We start from the raw sequence: 17,183 nt of genomic DNA, 5'->3' as shown, positions 1-17,183 counted from the left end.
GTGTTTCCAGAGCGTTACCGGAAAATAGCATACAAAACCGGTCCGGAGGGGGCCTATACATATGATACTCGGCAGAGAAGCAAAGCAAAGCGGCCTGATGCAGGGCGACACAGGCAGAAAAACATCCCGCACGATTAAAGTTATGGATGTTCATGTGCGTCCCGGGCATCGCAGTCAGGGTTATCTGATTGCCGGACCGCTGGTGCTGCGCTGTGCTTTGGGCAAGGGCGGCGTGTCCTCCCGCAAGCGCGAAGGGGACGGTGCAACGCCTTTGACGCAGATGCGTCTGCTTTACGGATACCGCCGTCAGACACCGGTGATCGGGGATCAGCCGGCAACAGCATTGCGCTTTCGGGCGACGCAGCCACAGGATGGCTGGTGTGATGCCGCCAATGACCGCAATTATAACCGACCGGTCGCAGCCACCTATCAGCGCAGCCATGAGAAGATGTGGCGCAAGGATGAGCTCTACGATATTTGCGTGGTCATGGACTGGAATATTACCGAGCGCAAAAAAGGCTGCGGCAGCGCGATATTTTTCCATCTTTCACGGGAAACCTATACGCCGACAGAAGGTTGTATTGCTCTGAGCCGTCGCGACATGATGCGTTTATTACCGCATCTTTCGGGAGATACGGTTATCCGTGTGCGACGCGGCTGATTTATCTCACATTCATGTCGCGGGCAGATACATGATTTGTCTGAGCGTATCGAAAATCTTCGGATGAACGGACTGGGCAACATTAAAGCGCATGAATTGGCTGCATGTCTGTGACTGGCTGAAAATATTACCGGGCGCCAGAACGATATTGTGATCCAAAGCGCGTCTGGCAATCATGTCGCTGTCCACACCTTCCGGCAGATCATCCGGCAATTGTGCCCAGAGAAACATGCCGCCAACCGGCTCACACCAGAGCTTGAAGCCTGCATTGAGAAGCTTCTGCCGCGTCCGTGTCTGACATTCTGCCAGCCGGACGCGGATTTTCTCAATATGGCTGCGGTAACTGCCGTCTGTCAGCAATTGATAGATGATCTGTGAGGACAGTGCATTGCTGGCGAAGTTGGTCGCCAGTTTCATGTCGGTGAGATTTTCCAGCCAGTCAGGACGCGCGGCAATATAACCGGTGCGCGTGGCCGCTGACAGGGATTTGGAGAAGCTGCCAATATGGATCACCCGCTCCAGACCGTCGAGTTCTGCTAAGAGCGGTGGCGGATTCTGATGAAAATCTGCAAAAATATTATCCTCAACCAGAATCAGATCATGCTGTTCGGCGAGTTTGAGCAGGCGGTGTGCCGTTGCCGGTTGTATGGTGGCACCGGTCGGATTGTGAATGCCGGAATTGCAGAGATAGAGTTTTGGCCGGTATTGCGTGCAAAGGCGTGCGAAGCTTTCCAGATCAGGGCCTTGGGGGGTGTAAGGTACGCCGACAAGATTGACGCCCTGCGCCAGTAACAGACCACGGAAATTGAAATAACACGGATCATCAATCAGCACCGTATCGCCGGAGCGGATAAATGTACGGCAGATCAGATCAAGTGCATTGGTGCCGGAATCGGTGAGCAGGATTTGTGACGGGGCTGCTGTAACGCCCTGTTCACGAAGACGGGTGCTGAGCAACTGGCGCAGCAATGGCAGGCCGAGCGGTTCGTCATATTCCGATATATTCGATGCAGGGTTGCGGGCGATCTGGCGCAAGGCGCGGCGGATGGCTTCTTCCGGCAACCAGTCTGACGGCAGCCAGCCGCAACCCGGTCTGAAGGTGGTTTCTGTATTGCTCAGTGATTGCCGCATCACCCAATAGGGATTGATATTGCGGTTATGAGTGTCTGCAAAATCCGAGCTGATGAGCGGCGGATGATTTTTCTCAGCGACATAAAAACCGGCACCGCGCCGCGCCTGAATAATGCCTTCAGCCACCAGCCGGTCATAGGCCTCCACCACTGTGGATTTGGATATGGACATGGTTTCCGACAGGCGGCGGATGGAAGGCAGGCGCGCGCCTGGCATCAGGCTCATGGCGCTGATACGGTCGCGGATGATTGTCATCACCTTCTCAACCAGTGTTGTCGCTTCCAGAATTTCCTGACTGACGGATAGCTGATCAGCCGTATCGCTTGCTGTTTGCAGCGCGTCCGGCGCTGTATATCCGGAATGATAAGTCATCTGTATCTCCGAATTGAGCAGTACAGTTTATTTAAATTGTACTGAAATTGTATCTGACAATTTTGCCTGTGTATCAATATTTATCGCGAAATACGCAATAAATTTCGAGAATATGTGAAAATGAATAAGCAAGCGGATAGCCAAAGTGCTGGCTGGATCAGCGGTTTTATAGGTGTTTTAATTTTCAGCGGCTCTCTGCCTGCAACGCGTTTGGCTGTCTTGCAGATTGATCCGGTTTTTCTGACAGTGCTACGGGCGACCATTGCCGGTCTTTTGGGCGGCGCTCTGTTGCTGGCATTTCGCGAGAAATTGCCGACGCCATCTGAGCTGATTTCACTCGCTCTGGTTTCAGGCGGTGTTGTGGTCGGGTTCCCGCTATTTACAGCACTGGCTTTGCAATATGTGACCTCTGCCCATGCAATTGTCTTTATCGGTCTGCTGCCGCTCAGTACGGCAATTTTTGCGGTGTTGCGGGGAGACAGCAATCCGTCATGGCGGTTCTGGATGTTCTCGCTGGCGGGCAGCGCAGCGGTGGCATTTTTTGCCTTGGCGAAAGATCAGTCTGGTGGCGAATTCTCGCTCTATGGCAATGTGATGATGCTGTTATCGATCATTGTCTGCGGCTATGGCTATGCGGAAGGTGCGCGACTGTCCCGCACGATTGGTGGCTGGCAGGTGATCTGCTGGGCGCTGGTATTGGCGCTGCCGGTAATGCTGGTGCTGGCTGTCGCGTTACGGCCGGATAATTTTGCGGGTATTGAAGCGCCTGCATGGCTGGGTGTGGGATATGTATCGCTGTTTAGTATGCTGATCGGCTTTTTCTTCTGGTATCACGGGCTGGCACTTGGCGGTGCGGCAGGCGTGGGCCAGTTGCAATTATTGCGGCCGTTTTTCGGTCTCGCTCTGGCAGCCTTTGTGCTGGGCGAACCGGTGAGTATAGCGATGATGGCGGTGGCATGTGTTGTGGTGATGTGTGTTGCCGGAGCTAAGCGCTATATTTGAGCACTATTGCACAAATATAGCGCTTAGCGACAAAGTTAAAAATATGCGAAGCGATGTGCAGGTGCTGCATAAGACACAAATCAGGCGTAGCTCTCAGCTACGCCTTTTGCGTTTTACCATAGTGCCAAACGGTAGTGCGCTTTACGTCTGCATCTTCCAGAGCGCGGGTGACCGGCACGGAATAGACTTCCAGCTCTGTCAGACGGTGCCGCGGCAGATAAGACCGTCCGGGATCGCCGACGATAATCTGCACGCCTTTAGCAGCCAGCATGTCAAACCAGATGATCAGCCGGTCGGCCAATGGCTTGTCATAAAAGACATCACCGGCCAGCAGAACATCAAAAGAGCCGCTCATATCCTGACCGATCAGATCAGCATTGCTGAAGTTACAGGATACTTTGTTTAAAACACTGTTCAGGCTAATGGCATGGCGGGCAAAGGGATCGATATCATTGGCGGTCACAGAACTTGCGCCGCTCAAAAGGGCTGCAATGCCGACCAGGCCGGAGCCGGAGGCAAAGTCCAGTACGCGTTTATTTTGTACAGCCTGCGGATGATCGAGAATATAGCGGGCAACGCCCTGACCGCCTGCCCATGCGAAAGCCCAATAGGGCGGCGGTAATCCGATTTCGGAGAGTTCTTCTTCGGTCTTGTGCCAAAGATCATGAGCCTCATCGGCAAGATGAAGCGCGATTTCCGGCACATGGGGCGGGTGGTGAATGCCGGTATTGTCGAGGATGAATTGCGTTGCGCGCGTCGTGTCCGGGATCAGGAGGGGCATAGACGCTCCGGATCAAGCAGAGGATAAGCGACTGCAAATGCAGAACGCTTCCGGAATAGTGTTTGGGTTGCGTTCTGCATTGTTGTGCTCTTAAATTTTGGTGTGGTCTAATCCGCCCATGCGGCAGACCTCGATCCATTCGTCTTCTTTGACCGGCTGTACGGAAAGACGCATGGATGTGACCAGCGCCATATCGCTCAACAGCGGATTGACCTTCACATCTTTCAATGTCACCGGCTTCGGCATATCGCAGACGGCGCGGATATCCACACATTCCCAGCGGTGATCGTCCGTTGTGCTGTCAGGATGCGCCAATGCACAAACTTCCACAATGCCGACGACTTCCAGTCCTTCATTGGAATGATAGAAAAAGCCTTTATCGCCAAGCTGCATAGCGCGCATATTATTGCGTGCCTGATAATTGCGCACGCCGTCCCATTGCTCGCCGACAGCGCCTTTGGCCTTTTGCATTTCCCACGACCATTTGAATGGTTCAGATTTAAACAGCCAATATGCCACAGTTTTCTCCGGATTTATTCAGCAGGCCAAGTTTATTCAGCAGGTTTGTTGATGACCCAGTTCCACGGGCGCACAGTCACATTGTCGAACAGACCAGCCAATGCATAAGGATCTGCAGCGGCAACGGCTTTTGCATCTTCAATGGTTTCAGCTTCAACCATCAGCATGCTGCCAACCGGTTTCTGATCGGCTTCGCTCAGAAAAGGGCCGCCGAATTTAATCTTGTCGCCGAGGCTTTTCAGATAATCGAGATGGGCAGGGCGGGTATCAAGACGCAGTTGCAGATGGTCGGCTTTGTCATTGCAGAGAATGGCGAACAGCATGAGGTCAGGTTCCTAATCTTCGTTTTTCAAAGGACGGGACAATAATCCGGTAACAGCCGCATCAATGGTAATACTGCCATTGAGCAAAGCCGCAATTGTGGTGATGATCGGTGCATTGATCTGCTTGCGCTCGCAAAGCTCGGCAATCACCGGCGCTGTGGCCACACCTTCGGCGAGCAACAGGCCTTCCAGCGGTTCACCGCGTCCCAAGGCCAGCCCGTAGGAATAATTGCGCGATTGCGGTGAGGAGCAGGACAGCATCAGATCGCCAAGGCCGGACAACCCCATCAGGGTTTCAGGTCGCCCGCCAAAGGCTACAGCAATGCGGCGCAGTTCTGCAAAAGCGCGGGTGACCAAAGCTGCCTGTGCCGATGCGCCCAGACCTTTGCCGATGGTGGCTCCGGCTGCAACGGCAATCACATTTTTCAACGCGCCGCCGATTTCAACGCCGGTCAGATCATCGGAGGAATAGCAACGGAAGGTGCTTCCGGAAAATTGTGCGGCCAGATCATCGGCAATGGCAATATTTTCACAGGCAATGGTAACGGCGGTTGGAAAACCACGGGCAACATCGCTGGCAAAGCTCGGGCCGGAAAGGGCGGCAATCGGATGATCGGGCAAAATATCGGCAATGATCTGCGACATCAGCCGTCCGGTGGAGCGTTCAATCCCTTTGGCGCAAAGCACAACGGGACAATCAGCCGGAATGAGCGGTTTCAGTTCCTGTAATGCCGCAGCCATGGATTGTGCAGGGATAACGGCCAGAACCGTATCGGCATTGTTCAGCGCTGCGGCTGCATCGCTGGTCGCACGCAGATTATCATGCAGGGCGATATTGCCAAGATAGCGGCCATTGCGGTGGTTGTGGTTGATATCATCAACCGTTGCCGGATCGCGCGCATAGAGCACGACCTCATGTCCGTTCTGTGCGGCCATGCACCCCAGCGCTGTTCCCCATGCGCCGCCGCCTAAGATCGTAATTTTTTTACTCATGCTTTTGCTCCCCTGCGGCCAAAACCGACCAGCGGCGCTGATGTACTGTCCAGCGGCCAGCGCGAGCGCGGTGCAAAATCGAGATTATCCGGCTCCGTGCGTGCTGCATGTTCGGCACCTGCCCACGCAATCATAGCCGCATTGTCCGTACACAAAATATGCGGAGGAGCAAGGAAATCGAAACCGTGTTTTTCACAAAGCGTTTCAAGGCCTTTGCGCAGCACTTTATTGGCAGCAACACCACCGGCAACAACCAATGTCGGATTTGCTTTATCCGGATAGGTTTCACGAAAACGGAGCAGTGAGCGCTTCACACGGTCATTCAGCGTATCGGCAACGGCAGTCTGAAAAGATGCGCAGATATCCGCCACATCCTGATCGCTCAACGGCACAAGCTGAGTTGCTGTCTGGCGCACTGCGGTTTTGAGGCCGGAGAAAGAAAAGTCCAGCCGCGCTTCACCTTTGAGCGGGCGTGGCAGTTCAAACCGTGAGGCATCGCCCTTGAGTGCAGCCTGTTCAACGGCAGGGCCACCCGGATAAGGTAGTCCCAGCAGCTTGGCGGTCTTGTCAAAAGCTTCACCGAGCGCGTCGTCGATGGTTGTGCCGAGGCGTTCATAATGGCCAAGGCCATGCACGAGAATAACCTGCGTATGACCGCCGGATACCAGCAATAACAGATATGGAAAAGCCAGTCCGTCGGTCAGGCGTGCTGTCAGGGCATGGCCTTCGAGATGGTTGACGGCATAGAAGGGTTTGTCTGCTGCAAAGGCCATGGCTTTCGCCGTCATCAGTCCGACGATCAGCCCGCCAATCAGGCCGGGGCCTGCGGTTGCAGCGACTGCATCTACATCATTGATGGTCATATCCGCATCGGAAAGCGCTTTGGCAATCAATCCGTCGAGCGCTTCCACATGGGCGCGTGCCGCGATTTCCGGCACCACGCCGCCATAGGGTTCATGCTCGGCAATCTGGCTGAGAACAACATTAGACAGGATGCGCGAAGACACCCCGCCTTGTTCATTTTCATGGCGTTCAATGATAGCTGCGGCTGTTTCGTCGCAACTTGTCTCTATTCCAAGCACGCGCATAAGCGATTAGACCCGTATTAACAAAGCATTTCCGGCAAAAAGCGTGAAGCACTTTTGCATAAGGAGAATGCGTTCAATAAACAAACTTCGCTGATCTTTCTGTCTTGCACCGGATAGTGGCATTATATTCATGATATTACAGTCATGAATTTGCCCCTGAGGTGAAAGGCAGTTAGAGAAGCCTTTGACATTCGCGTATCACGGACAGAGCCAGATGCAAACACCACGTTTAAAAATCGGAACACGTTCCAGCGCTTTAGCACTGGCACAGGCAGAAGAAACACGCGCACGCCTTATGGCTGCGCATGGTTTAAGCGAAACGGATGTTGAAATCGTGCCGATGTCCACACAGGGCGACCGTATTCAGGATCGTGCATTGTCGGAGATTGGTGGTAAAGGCCTGTTCACCCAAGAGATTGAAGATGCGCTGTTGCAGGGACGTATTGATATTGCAGTGCATTCCTCCAAAGATATGCCGACGGTTTTGCCGGAAGGTTTGCATCTTTCCACTTATCTCGAGCGCGAAGACCCGCGGGATGCTTTTGTCGGCAAAACCAGTGCAAAACTGACCGATCTGCCGCATGGGGCGACCGTTGGTTCATCCAGTCTGCGTCGTCAGGCACAAATCCGGCATATCCGTCCTGATCTCAATGTTATTATTTTTCGCGGTAATGTGAATTCCCGTCTGCGCAAGCTCGATGAAGGTCAGGTTGATGGTACATTTCTTGCTTTTGCAGGGCTGAAGCGCCTCGGGCTTGAGCATGTGGTGACAGAACTGATGGATACAGAACGGTTTTTGCCCGCGCCGGGACAGGGGGCGATCACCATTGAAAGCCGAGTGAATGATGCACGTGTCGATGCATTGCTCAAGCCGCTCAATCATGAAGAAACATTTATCCGTCTGACTTGCGAACGTGCATTTCTGGCGCAGCTTGACGGTTCCTGCCGCACGCCGATTGCCGGTCTGGCGGAAGTTAAAGACGGGCATTTGCATTTCTCCGGTATGATTTTGACACCGGACGGTTCACGCCTGCATCGCGTTTTCATAGATGGTGCTGCAGCAGATGCGGCGGCGCTTGGCAAGGAAGCCGCGGAGCGGATCCGTGCAGAAGCCGGTGCTGATTTCTTCACCAGCTGGGCTTGAAACATGCGCAGGGTTCTGGTCACACGCCCGCAACCGGATGCAGCTTTAACCGCCGCTAAACTTGAAACGGCAGGTTATCTGCCGTCTTGTCTGCCGGTGAGTGAAACTGTGGCGACGGGCGCATCATTGCCGCTGGGCAGTTTTGATGCCGTTGCTATGACCAGCGCCAATGCCTTGCGCCATATCAATCCTGATTTACTGGCACCTTACCGCCATTTGCAGCTTTATGCGGTGGGTGAAAAAACGGCATCTGTTGCGCGGGATGCGGGCTTTGAGACAATCTATGCCGGTGATGGCTGGGGGCTGCATCTGGGGCGCCATGTGGCAGCTGTTATGTCTGCGGGCAGCCATGTGCTTTATCTGACCGGTAAAATCCGGCGGCCGGATTTTGAGGCGCAACTGTCAGCGGCCGGTATCAATCTGACGGTTGCTGAGACCTATGACACCCGCCCTGTTGCCTATAGCGATACCAAGCTGAACGGGATTGCTGATACCGGCAGTGCAGAGGTGATTTTGCTCTATTCTGCCGTTGCTGCACGGCAGTTTGTTGCACTGGACAAGCAGGCAAAGGGTGCTTTTATCCAGAACGCGAAATATATTTTTTGTCTTTCGCAGCGGATTGCTGCAGAATTACCAGATAACTGTAATGCGCAGGTGCGTATCAGTGAAACGCCGGATGAGGATGCTTTATTACGCCTGCTGGCATTGATCTGACGAAAATATGCAACCATTTGTTCAATTTCGTCATTTAGGTTGCATCTGAAGTTTAAAATACAGATTTTGCGAGAGGACTCATGGCTAAATCCACAGTGTCACGTCACAGCAAGACCACCCGTAAACCGGTGGTGATTGATCTTGATCCGTCTGATGTGAAGGCTGTTGAAGCGTCGGCTGCAAAATCTGCGGGTAAAACTGTGCCGGATGCAGAGCCGGTGGGCGATCCGAAACCTGTGGCACAACCGGCTGCAAAATCTTCCGCACCACCACCGCCAAAAGCGCAAGTTGAAGCGAAACCTGCAACCTCGGTTCCGCCGCAGAGCACATCCCGACCGGCTTCTTCAGCCGGTGTCTCTGGCCCTAATCCTTTTGCATCAGGAAAAACCATGAATTCTGCCACTAGTTCCGCACCGCAGACGAAAAAAACAACTTCGCCCTGGATTGCCGGACTGGCGGGTGGTGTGATTGTTCTGCTGGGCACGACCGCACTGCAATGGGCGGGACTTGGTTTGTTTCCGGCACAGACCAGCAATCGTGATGAGGCGGCAATTGCAGAAATCGCAGATCTGAAACAGCAGATCGCCGGTTTGCAGGCCGCAACCAAACCGGATGCGGATTTGTTAGCACGTCTGGAAGCCGCAGAGAAAAATGCTGCAGAAGCTCAGCAACGCCTGAATGCACTGCCGCAGGCCAGTGAAACACCTGCCGGAAATGATGAGGCGATCCGTGCCGATATGACAGCTTTGCAGGAGCAACTGAAGGCACTGGCAGGGCAGGCGCAGCCTGCGGATAGCGCGCTAGTGAATGGTCTGACCGAGCGGTTGAATGCGATGGAAACAAAGCTCAACACGATCGGCTCTCAGGCAGAGCAGGCCAATGCCGCAGTGAATACCGATACGGATGAGGTTAAAGCGCTGCAACAGCAACTGGGTGCTTTGCAGACGAAGATAGATGCGCAGGCCACACAACCGGATATGGCGGCGATTATTGCGGCCAATGCTTTGAAATCCGCGATTGATCGCGGTGGTTCTTATCTGAATGAATTGCAGACCTATAAGTCATTGCTGCCGGAGCAGGCAGGTTCTGTTGCCGCGCTTGAAGCGCAGGCGGAAACCGGTATTCCGACACTCAGTCAGCTGAACACACAATTTGCATCATTCGCGGATGATATGGTGGCCGCGGTGAACAAGCCTGCGGCAGATGCCGGTATATGGGATCAGTTGGTGGGCAGTGCCAAAAATCTGGTACGGTCGCGGCCAATCGGTGATGTCGCTGGTTCCGGTGTCGGGCCGGTGACTGCCCGTATTGAATTTGCTTTACAAAATGGTGACGTGCAGCGGGCTATGACCGAATGGGCGCAATTGCCGGAAGCGGCTAAACAGGTTGGTCAGAGCTTTTATAATGCATTGAATGCACGGCGCGATGCGGATGCATTGCTTGCACAGTTGATTGCTGCCTCGACGCAAGTCTCTGAGCAAAAACCGGCTGCGCAATAAGCGAAACAGGAAAGGGAGAACGGTATGATACGGGTAATCCTGTTTCTTGTTGTAGTCGCAGTGCTGGGGCTGGGGTTTGGCTGGCTGGCGGATCGTCCCGGTGATCTGGTGTTCACTTTTGCCGGAGAGCGGCACAATATTTCTCTGATGACTGCCGCCAGTATGGTTGTGGCTGCCATTGCCTGTGCCATGCTGTTGTGGTGGATCGTCAAAAATCTTATTCGCTCGCCTTATATTTTGCAGCGTCATTTTCGCGCCCGTAAACGCGACCGTGGCTATCAGTCACTCTCGACCGGCCTGATTGCTGCCGGTGCCGGTGATGCCGAAGCGGCGCGGCGTATGAGCAAACAAGCATCCAAATTGCTGAGCGTGGATCAGGAGCCGCTGATCCGGTTGCTTGATGCGCAAACCGCTTTATTGGAAGGGCGCAAAGATGATGTGCGCCGTTATTTTGAAGAAATGATTGCGGATCCTGAAACCAAATTGCTGGGTTTGCGGGGACTATATCTCGAGGCCAGCCGTGAAGGCGTGCAGGAAGCAGCCTATCAATATGCGCAGGAAGCCAGCACGATGGCACCGCAGCTGGAATGGGCGTCGAATGCAGTGCTCGGACATAAGGTTTTGCAGGGTGATGTTACCGGTGCATTGCGGGTGCTTGAGGCACGCAAGGCAGTTATTCCTTATGGCAAAGACGGTAAAGCTGCCCGTGAGACATTGAAGCGCAACCGTGCGGTTTTGCTGACGGCACAGGCGATGGATAGTTTTGAAACGGATGCTGTGGCTTCCCGCGAGGCCGCAAATGAGGCGTTCAAGCTGGAACCGGAACTGATACCGGCTGCATTGATTGCTGCGCGTTGCTTGCTGCGTGACGGCAGTATCCGCAAGGGTAATCGTATTCTTGAAGCGGCATGGAAACGCGAACCGCATCCTGAGATTGCCGAAGCCTATATTCACGGACGCGCCGGAGATACAGCGCTTGACCGGCTGAAAAAAGCGCGCCAACTCGCAAGTTTGCGCAGTCACCATGCGGAATCGGTTTTGATTGTTGCGCGGGCTGCGCTGGATGCCGGAGAGCTGACGCTGGCACGGGAAAATGCCGAAGCTGCATTGAAGCTTAATCCGCGTGAAAGCGCTTATTTGCTGATGGCTGATATTGAAGAAGCGCAGACAGGCGATCAGGGGCGCGTGCGTGAATGGCTTGCACGGGCTGTCAAAGCGCCGCGCGATCCGGCATGGACGGCTGACGGTATTGTTTCTGACCATTGGGCACCGGCCTCGCCGGTGACAGGTCGCCTGAACGCTTTTGAATGGAAGGTGCCGTTTACGGAAATAGCGGCGGATACGTCTCCGGTTCTCGATGATGATGGTTTGAAAGAGCCGTTTTTACCCGTCACTTATTCGCGTGCGGAAGAGGCTGAGCCGGTAAACATGCCTGCCGTGAAGGAGCCGGTCTTTGCCGATGATCCTGATGATGCGGAAACTATGCCTCTTGTTGCGGATAAAGTTAAAGCTGCTCCGAAGAAAACGGAACCGCAGGACAATAATCTGCGCAATGCCAAAGTAACTATTCTCACTGAGACGGGCGATAATCCTGCGGTGCAGGCCGCAAAGGATTCGCAGCCTGATAGTTCCGACGCTGCGAAGGATAAGCATAGTCTGATTGTTGATGATCCGGGTGTGGCGGCAGAACATGATGTGCCGTTGCGCAAGGAAGGGACATTCCGGCTGTTCTAATACTGCGTCCGGTCGGGTTTGCAGAATGAAGTCCGTTAATTCCGTTGCAAAACAGTATTTTTGTTGCAGCTTGGTGACTCTGAGAAAGATTAGAAGATACTTGTAAGACAAAACATGTCTGTATGCTTGGCATCCTTCCGGATGCTGGTCTATGTGTAAGACCTGTCAAAGGCTGTATAAGCACTGGAGCATGTATGTTTGAGCGTCTGATCAGTTTTTTCAAAGAATTGCCGGGTTTGGATCCCTCGAAGAAAAAACAAACATTCTCTGATGAAGACCCGCGTCTGGCCGCTGCTGCATTGATGTTTCATGTCATTGAAGCAGATGGTGAGCAGCACGAAAAAGAGCGCAAACGTCTGTCGGATTTGCTGTCGCAGGCTTATGATTTGCAGGGCGATGACTTGCAGGCTTTGATTAAAGCGGCAGAAGTTGCGGATCAGGAATCGATTGATCTTTATCGTTTCACCAGCGTTTTGAAACGCCATCTGGATGTGCCGGCTCGTTTGAGCTTTATCGAGGTGCTGTGGGAAATGGTCTATGCCGATGGTGATGTCGGTGAAATCGAAGATAATATTATGTGGCGTATTGCCGAGCTGATCGGTGTGGATCAGGAGCAGCGCATCGGGATTAAATTACGGGTCGCTGAGCGTGCCCGCTCAATGCGCGATGCCTTGGCTTCGATATCCATGGCTGAAGAGCAGACCAATGCCGAGGCCGAAAAGGCTGAATAAAAGCAGCGGATTTAAAAGAGTGAAGGCCGTCATTGACGGCCTTTTTTATTTGTCGCGGTCAATCAGTCTTTCGCGAGAAGACCTTTCCAGATGATTGCGCCGATAGCGGCACCGATCAGCGGAGCAACCCAGAACAACCAGAGCTGGCTGATGGCAGCTGTATCTGCGAACAAGGCTGCTGCCGTGGAACGGGCCGGATTGACGGATGTATTGGTCACCGGAATTGAAATCAGGTGGATCAGTGTCAGACCGAGACCAATCGCGATTGGTGCAAAACCGGCCGGTGCCCGCGATGAGGTGGAGCCGAGAATAATAATCAGGAAGAAGGCAGTCAGCACGACTTCAATGGCAAGGGCTGCCCCAAGGCTATATTTGCCTGGTGAAAGATCGCCGTAGCCGTTGGAAGCGAAGCCGCCTGCGCTGAAATCAGCTTTACCGCTGGCAATAAAATACAGAATTGCAGCAGCAATAATGCCGCCGACCAGCTGTGGATCCAGTAGGGAATGAGGTCTTTAGCCTCAAAGCGCCCGCCCAGAGTAAGGCCGAGAGTGACAGCCGGGTTGAAATGTCCGCCCGAAATACCACCGACAGCATAGGCCATTGTCAGGACAGTCAGACCGAATGCCAACGCAACACCGGCAAAGCCGATACCCAGTTCCGGAAAGGCTGCAGCGAGAACGGCGCTGCCGCAACCGCCGAAGACCAGCCAGAAGGTGCCAAAACACTCTGCCGACAATTTATTCATCATGGAAGGCGTATCTTGCATGTTAATCCCCGTAGACGATTGAACAAAAATGAAATCTGCACGGAACTTATATTGCCCGCCGAATATGGACAGATTTGTCAGGATTGAACAGTCTTTTTTTGAACACAATTGGTGTAAATATTTGTCTTACAAAGAAATATTCTGTCTTATATTATAATTATTATAAAATAGGCGCAGATGTCAGGCCGAGGATAAGCAACTATCCTGTTATTAACCGGCAGCAACAGGAGCTGGTTGCAGGATTGTGGCGGTTTTCATTTTTTCGGGCTGTTATGGTGTTTTAAAGTGTTGTACCGTCTTGGGAATTCATGAGCGGTTTCGACGCTTTATAAGGTTTCGGGATAATATTAACGGTTTCCGGAGTACCGGCTTGATGTCTAGGTTCGAGCGCCGACTGGCTTTTAATTTCAAACTGTTCTGTTTGCCTTTGGCTGCTGTGCTGGCAGGTTGCACAGGGACTGCAACGGCATGGACTGAAAAAGTCACGATTGAACAGGTTGAACTGCCAAAAGAATGCGCCGGATGGCAAAAGATTAATATGAAGCAGCGTGCTTATTACATGCTGATGCGTGATGATCCTGCGCTGATTATGGAAATCGATTCCCATAATCTTAAAGGTAAAAATCTTGGTTGCTGGCAATAGCCATATGCCGGTGTGACATGGCAGCTTCATTGAAACATGCAGGGCTGCTCAACTGATTCAGGGTAAATGATGCATCTGGATATTATAGAGCTGCAGTCATTTTATTCGACAGCATTGGGCAAACTGGCTGCTTCGGTTATTACGTCAGCACTGGATCCTTTATGGCTGCCAATGCCGCAGGAGCGGCTTGTCGGGATCGGCTATACGCTGCCTTATCTGGATCATTTTGCATCACAAGCGGAGCGGGCATTTGCTTTTATGCCAGCACGGCAGGGCGCAACCGGCTGGCCGCATGGCGAGGCACTGAGCACGGCGCTGGTCTATGATGAGGAGCTGCCTTTGCCGGATAGTTCTGTAGACCGCATCTTACTGGTACATACGCTTGAATTTTCTGAAAGCAGCGCGGAAACGCTGAAAGAAATGTGGCGTGTCTTATCACCGAACGGACAGTTGATCGTCGTGGTACCGAACCGTCGTGGTGTCTGGGCGCGTATGGAACATACGCCTTTCGGCAGCGGGCGTCCCTTCAGTCGCGGACAATTATTGCAGGCTTTCAGAGAAGCAAATTTCACACCGGGAAAAGTGGTCAATGCGCTGCATGTGCCGCCGACACGCTGGCGCTGGCTGCAACAATCATCCGGCCTGATAGAAACGGTCGGAACCCGTCTCTGGCCGTTGTTTGGCGGTGTGGTGATCGGGGAGGCGCATAAGCGTCTTTATCAGGGACTGCCGGTGCTGAAGCGTGCTTCACGCCGTGTTTTCGTGCCGGTGCTGACACCTCAGGGGACAGCACGGCAGCAGCCGGTGAAGGTGAAAATTCACGATCACCGTGAGCGCTCCGGTCAATAAACCGGATTTAAGAAATTATGCTCTAGCGTTTAAGCAGAAACACAGCCTGCTGGCCGAGCAGGTTCCACATGCCCCATGGCAGGCTGAACGGCATGCGCTCACCATTACGGTTCAGTGCCACAGCATCTTCAACCGTTGCGCCGACCTCTTTGGTCATATCGACAAAATCGCGGATGGTGCAGAAGTGAATATTGGGCGTATCATACCAGCTGAACGGCAGTTCTTTGGTCACCGGCATACGGCCGCGAAACAACAGTGAACCACGCACCCGCCAGTAGCCGAAATTCGGAATGGAAACGATCGCACGTTCGCCGATGCGTAGTAATTCGCTCAGAACCTTTTTCGGATTGAGCGTGGCCTGCAAAGTCTGCGACAGGATCACATAATCGAAGCTGGAATCGGGGTAATAGACCAGATCACGGTCAGCATCGCCTTGTATCACCGACAATCCGCGCATCAGACACTGGTTCACACCGCTTTGTGACAGTTCCACGCCGCGTCCGTCTACATTGCGGCTGTCGCGCAGCAATTGCAGCAATTCACCGTCACTGCAGCCGACATCCAGAACCCGTGTTCCTGGGCGTACCAGCGAGGCGATAATATCAAAATCAACGCGGTTATGGATATGCAGGTTTTCGGTATTTTCAGCTGCGAAAAATGTCGTGTCGCCTGAACCGGCTTTGGTATCAGTCATCGGATTACAGACCTTTCGCACGGGCTGCGGAGCGGATGAAACCGTCAATGGTTGAGAAAAGAACCGGTTCATCCAGCAGGAAAGCATCGTGCCCGCGGTCGGTTTCGATTTCAACGAATGAAACTGATGCCCCTGCAGCATTCAGCGCATGGACAACGAGACGGCTCTCGGATGTCGGGAACAGCCAGTCGCTGGAGAAGGATGCAACGAAAAAGCGGGTTTTGGTGCCGGAAAAAGCCGAAGCCAGCAAGCCGTTATGTTCTGCTGCCATGTCGAAATAATCCATGGCACGGGTCAGATAGAGATAGGAATTGGCGTCAAAACGGTCAACGAAGCTGTTACCCTGATGGCGCAGATAGCTCTCAATCTGGAAATCAGCTTCAAAACCGAAGGTAATATTGGTGCGATCCTGCAGATTACGTCCGAATTTGCGATGCAGTGCGGCTTCCGACAAATAGGTGATATGCGCTGCCATACGCGCTACCGACAGGCCTTTGCGCGGCACGGAGTCCGATTGGGTAAGATATTGACCGTTGAGCCACAGCGGATCGGCCATGACCGCCTGACGGCCAACCTCGTTAAAGGCGATATTTTGCGCTGACAAACGCGCGCCGCTGGCCAGAACCACAGCCGAGAAAACCTTGTCTGGATAGCTTGATGCCCATTGCAGCACTTGCATACCACCAACGGAGCCGCCGACAACAGCCAGCAGCTGTTCAATACCGAAATGTTCAACCAGCATCGCCTGAGCGCGCACCATGTCGCCGATCGTTATGATCGGCAGATCAAGCGCATAAGGTTTACCGGTTGCCGGATTAATGGATGCAGGGCCGGTTGAGCCCATGCAGCTGCCGATAACATTGGAACAGAGCACAAAATAACGGTCAGTATCAATCGGCTTGCCGGGGCCGACAAGTGAAGTCCACCAGCCGTCTTTACCGGTGAGCGGATTGGTGCTGGCAACATGCTGATCGCCGGTCAGGGCATGGCAGATCAGGATAGCATTGCTCTTATCGGCATTGAGTGTGCCATAGGACTGATAAGCGAGCTGAAACGGGCTCAGAACGGAACCGCTGTCGAGTTGAAGCGGTTTGTCTTCACCAAAATACACCACAGGACTGTTCGGCTGAACAGCTTCCTGATTACGGTTGTCTGATAGGGCGGCAGTTTCAGCTGATATCGTCATAAAACATGTCTGCGTCAGAGCATTTTCAGGTCTGTTTGCAACAAACCCAATGCCCTAATTCCCTGATTTTACGCATAATCCTCTCCGAAAGCCGATTTGTTTTTCGGGATTATGCGTTAGAATTTGTCCGGTGACCGGAACTGGATGCGGATATGCAGGCAATTTCTGCCTGTTTTGCGCATTTTTGACTAGCCGGCCGCGTTGGTGATTTCAGATATTTTTATCTGAAACTACTGCGATCTAGGGGCTAGAGGGGTTTAAAGTCAAGGTTTCTCTCGACTTGTTCTGCGATGCGGTTTATGCCGCTAAAGTCATTCGGTTTCAGCGGGAATATTTCGCTGGTCACAGACCGG

The 17,183-nt window shown here is 53.1% G+C and carries 17 protein-coding genes and 1 pseudogene; 9 read left to right on the top strand and 9 right to left on the bottom strand.

The window, feature by feature from the left end; genetic code table 11:
* The first annotated feature begins 97 nt into the window (after positions 1-97).
* Positions 98-661: a L,D-transpeptidase gene (locus LDL70_RS14715; RefSeq protein WP_221720684.1), complete on the top strand. Its 564-nt coding sequence runs from the start codon at positions 98-100 to the stop codon at positions 659-661.
* Positions 662-673: 12 nt separating this feature from the next.
* On the opposite strand, the gene LDL70_RS14710 is transcribed toward LDL70_RS14715, so the two are convergent.
* Positions 674-2,047: a PLP-dependent aminotransferase family protein gene (locus LDL70_RS14710; RefSeq protein ID WP_225688600.1), complete on the bottom strand. Its 1,374-nt coding sequence runs from the start codon at positions 2,045-2,047 to the stop codon at positions 674-676.
* A 237-nt stretch (positions 2,048-2,284) separates the two neighbouring features.
* Between LDL70_RS14710 and LDL70_RS14705 the strand changes: the two genes are divergently transcribed.
* On the top strand, positions 2,285-3,166 hold the full coding sequence (locus tag LDL70_RS14705; RefSeq protein WP_225685381.1) for a DMT family transporter: 882 nt from the start codon (positions 2,285-2,287) through the stop codon (positions 3,164-3,166).
* Positions 3,167-3,263: 97 nt separating this feature from the next.
* On the opposite strand, the gene LDL70_RS14700 is transcribed toward LDL70_RS14705, so the two are convergent.
* The 5 genes from LDL70_RS14700 to tsaD all read right to left on the bottom strand — a co-directional run bounded on the left by LDL70_RS14700 (position 3,264) and on the right by tsaD (position 6,870).
* Positions 3,264-3,947 carry a methyltransferase gene (locus tag LDL70_RS14700; protein ID WP_225685380.1) on the bottom strand — a complete coding sequence of 228 codons (684 nt, stop codon included), beginning with the start codon at positions 3,945-3,947 and terminating at the stop codon, positions 3,264-3,266.
* 90 nt (positions 3,948-4,037) lie between these two features.
* Complete coding sequence (locus LDL70_RS14695) at positions 4,038-4,466, bottom strand: EVE domain-containing protein (RefSeq protein ID WP_022709673.1); 429 nt, start codon at positions 4,464-4,466, stop codon at positions 4,038-4,040.
* Positions 4,467-4,498: 32 nt separating this feature from the next.
* Positions 4,499-4,789 (bottom strand): YciI-like protein, encoded by a 291-nt coding sequence (locus LDL70_RS14690; protein WP_022709672.1) that lies wholly within the window; start codon positions 4,787-4,789, stop codon positions 4,499-4,501.
* 12 nt (positions 4,790-4,801) lie between these two features.
* Positions 4,802-5,782 (bottom strand): NAD(P)H-dependent glycerol-3-phosphate dehydrogenase, encoded by a 981-nt coding sequence (locus tag LDL70_RS14685; protein ID WP_225685379.1) that lies wholly within the window; start codon positions 5,780-5,782, stop codon positions 4,802-4,804.
* Positions 5,779-6,870 carry a tRNA (adenosine(37)-N6)-threonylcarbamoyltransferase complex transferase subunit TsaD gene (gene tsaD / locus LDL70_RS14680; protein WP_225685378.1) on the bottom strand — a complete coding sequence of 364 codons (1,092 nt, stop codon included), beginning with the start codon at positions 6,868-6,870 and terminating at the stop codon, positions 5,779-5,781. The genes LDL70_RS14685 and tsaD overlap by 4 nt, the downstream gene beginning before the upstream one ends.
* Before the next feature lie 214 nt (positions 6,871-7,084).
* Between tsaD and hemC the strand changes: the two genes are divergently transcribed.
* From hemC to LDL70_RS14655, 5 genes are all read left to right on the top strand, one after another.
* Positions 7,085-8,014, top strand: a complete 930-nt coding sequence (gene hemC, locus LDL70_RS14675; RefSeq protein ID WP_075653867.1) for a hydroxymethylbilane synthase — start codon at positions 7,085-7,087, stop codon at positions 8,012-8,014.
* Positions 8,015-8,017: 3 nt separating this feature from the next.
* Complete coding sequence (locus LDL70_RS14670; RefSeq protein WP_225685377.1) at positions 8,018-8,728, top strand: uroporphyrinogen-III synthase; 711 nt, start codon at positions 8,018-8,020, stop codon at positions 8,726-8,728.
* Positions 8,729-8,808: 80 nt separating this feature from the next.
* Positions 8,809-10,227, top strand: a complete 1,419-nt coding sequence (locus tag LDL70_RS14665) for a COG4223 family protein (RefSeq protein WP_225685376.1) — start codon at positions 8,809-8,811, stop codon at positions 10,225-10,227.
* A gap of 24 nt (positions 10,228-10,251) precedes the next feature.
* Positions 10,252-11,961, top strand: coding sequence for a heme biosynthesis protein HemY (locus LDL70_RS14660; protein WP_225685375.1), 1,710 nt, complete (start codon positions 10,252-10,254; stop codon positions 11,959-11,961).
* Positions 11,962-12,155: 194 nt separating this feature from the next.
* On the top strand, positions 12,156-12,692 hold the full coding sequence (locus LDL70_RS14655) for a TerB family tellurite resistance protein (protein WP_151158881.1): 537 nt from the start codon (positions 12,156-12,158) through the stop codon (positions 12,690-12,692).
* A 62-nt stretch (positions 12,693-12,754) separates the two neighbouring features.
* Here LDL70_RS14655 and aqpZ read toward each other — a convergent pair.
* Positions 12,755-13,440, bottom strand: a pseudogene (aqpZ, locus tag LDL70_RS14650) (aquaporin Z).
* Positions 13,441-13,831: 391 nt separating this feature from the next.
* Here aqpZ and LDL70_RS14645 point away from each other — a divergent pair.
* Together LDL70_RS14645 and LDL70_RS14640 are read left to right on the top strand one after the other, a co-directional pair.
* On the top strand, positions 13,832-14,101 hold the full coding sequence (locus tag LDL70_RS14645) for a hypothetical protein (protein ID WP_075653856.1): 270 nt from the start codon (positions 13,832-13,834) through the stop codon (positions 14,099-14,101).
* Positions 14,102-14,170: 69 nt separating this feature from the next.
* Positions 14,171-14,950 carry a class I SAM-dependent methyltransferase gene (locus tag LDL70_RS14640; RefSeq protein WP_022709662.1) on the top strand — a complete coding sequence of 260 codons (780 nt, stop codon included), beginning with the start codon at positions 14,171-14,173 and terminating at the stop codon, positions 14,948-14,950.
* Positions 14,951-14,972: 22 nt separating this feature from the next.
* Here the strand turns inward: LDL70_RS14640 and metW are convergent, their stop codons facing one another.
* Together metW and LDL70_RS14630 are read right to left on the bottom strand one after the other, a co-directional pair.
* On the bottom strand, positions 14,973-15,644 hold the full coding sequence (gene metW, locus LDL70_RS14635; RefSeq protein ID WP_022709661.1) for a methionine biosynthesis protein MetW: 672 nt from the start codon (positions 15,642-15,644) through the stop codon (positions 14,973-14,975).
* Between the two features lie 4 nt (positions 15,645-15,648).
* Positions 15,649-16,830, bottom strand: coding sequence for a homoserine O-acetyltransferase (locus LDL70_RS14630; RefSeq protein ID WP_225685374.1), 1,182 nt, complete (start codon positions 16,828-16,830; stop codon positions 15,649-15,651).
* Positions 16,831-17,183: the final 353 nt, after the last annotated feature.

The sequence above is a fragment of the Pseudochrobactrum sp. XF203 genome, from assembly GCF_020341615.1.
Classification (GTDB): Bacteria; Pseudomonadota; Alphaproteobacteria; order Rhizobiales; family Rhizobiaceae; genus Pseudochrobactrum; species Pseudochrobactrum saccharolyticum.
Note: the sequence above shows the minus strand (reverse complement) of the source record. Positions and strands in the feature narration are given on the sequence as shown.

Bases quoted from the DNA above. Each gene is read 5' to 3' on its own strand.
- LDL70_RS14715 (WP_221720684.1), top strand. From the start codon at position 98: ATGCAGGGCGACACAGGCAGAAAAACATCCCGCACGATTAAAGTTATG.
- LDL70_RS14710 (WP_225688600.1), bottom strand. From the start codon at position 2,047: ATGACAATCATCCGCGACCGTATCAGCGCCATGAGCCTGATGCCAGGC.
- LDL70_RS14705 (WP_225685381.1), top strand. From the start codon at position 2,285: ATGAATAAGCAAGCGGATAGCCAAAGTGCTGGCTGGATCAGCGGTTTT.
- LDL70_RS14700 (WP_225685380.1), bottom strand. From the start codon at position 3,947: ATGCCCCTCCTGATCCCGGACACGACGCGCGCAACGCAATTCATCCTC.
- LDL70_RS14690 (WP_022709672.1), bottom strand. From the start codon at position 4,789: ATGCTGTTCGCCATTCTCTGCAATGACAAAGCCGACCATCTGCAACTG.
- LDL70_RS14685 (WP_225685379.1), bottom strand. From the start codon at position 5,782: ATGAGTAAAAAAATTACGATCTTAGGCGGCGGCGCATGGGGAACAGCG.
- tsaD (WP_225685378.1), bottom strand. From the start codon at position 6,870: ATGCGCGTGCTTGGAATAGAGACAAGTTGCGACGAAACAGCCGCAGCT.
- hemC (WP_075653867.1), top strand. From the start codon at position 7,085: ATGCAAACACCACGTTTAAAAATCGGAACACGTTCCAGCGCTTTAGCA.
- LDL70_RS14670 (WP_225685377.1), top strand. From the start codon at position 8,018: ATGCGCAGGGTTCTGGTCACACGCCCGCAACCGGATGCAGCTTTAACC.
- LDL70_RS14665 (WP_225685376.1), top strand. From the start codon at position 8,809: ATGGCTAAATCCACAGTGTCACGTCACAGCAAGACCACCCGTAAACCG.
- LDL70_RS14660 (WP_225685375.1), top strand. From the start codon at position 10,252: ATGATACGGGTAATCCTGTTTCTTGTTGTAGTCGCAGTGCTGGGGCTG.
- LDL70_RS14655 (WP_151158881.1), top strand. From the start codon at position 12,156: ATGTTTGAGCGTCTGATCAGTTTTTTCAAAGAATTGCCGGGTTTGGAT.
- LDL70_RS14645 (WP_075653856.1), top strand. From the start codon at position 13,832: ATGTCTAGGTTCGAGCGCCGACTGGCTTTTAATTTCAAACTGTTCTGT.
- LDL70_RS14640 (WP_022709662.1), top strand. From the start codon at position 14,171: ATGCATCTGGATATTATAGAGCTGCAGTCATTTTATTCGACAGCATTG.
- metW (WP_022709661.1), bottom strand. From the start codon at position 15,644: ATGACTGATACCAAAGCCGGTTCAGGCGACACGACATTTTTCGCAGCT.
- LDL70_RS14630 (WP_225685374.1), bottom strand. From the start codon at position 16,830: ATGACGATATCAGCTGAAACTGCCGCCCTATCAGACAACCGTAATCAG.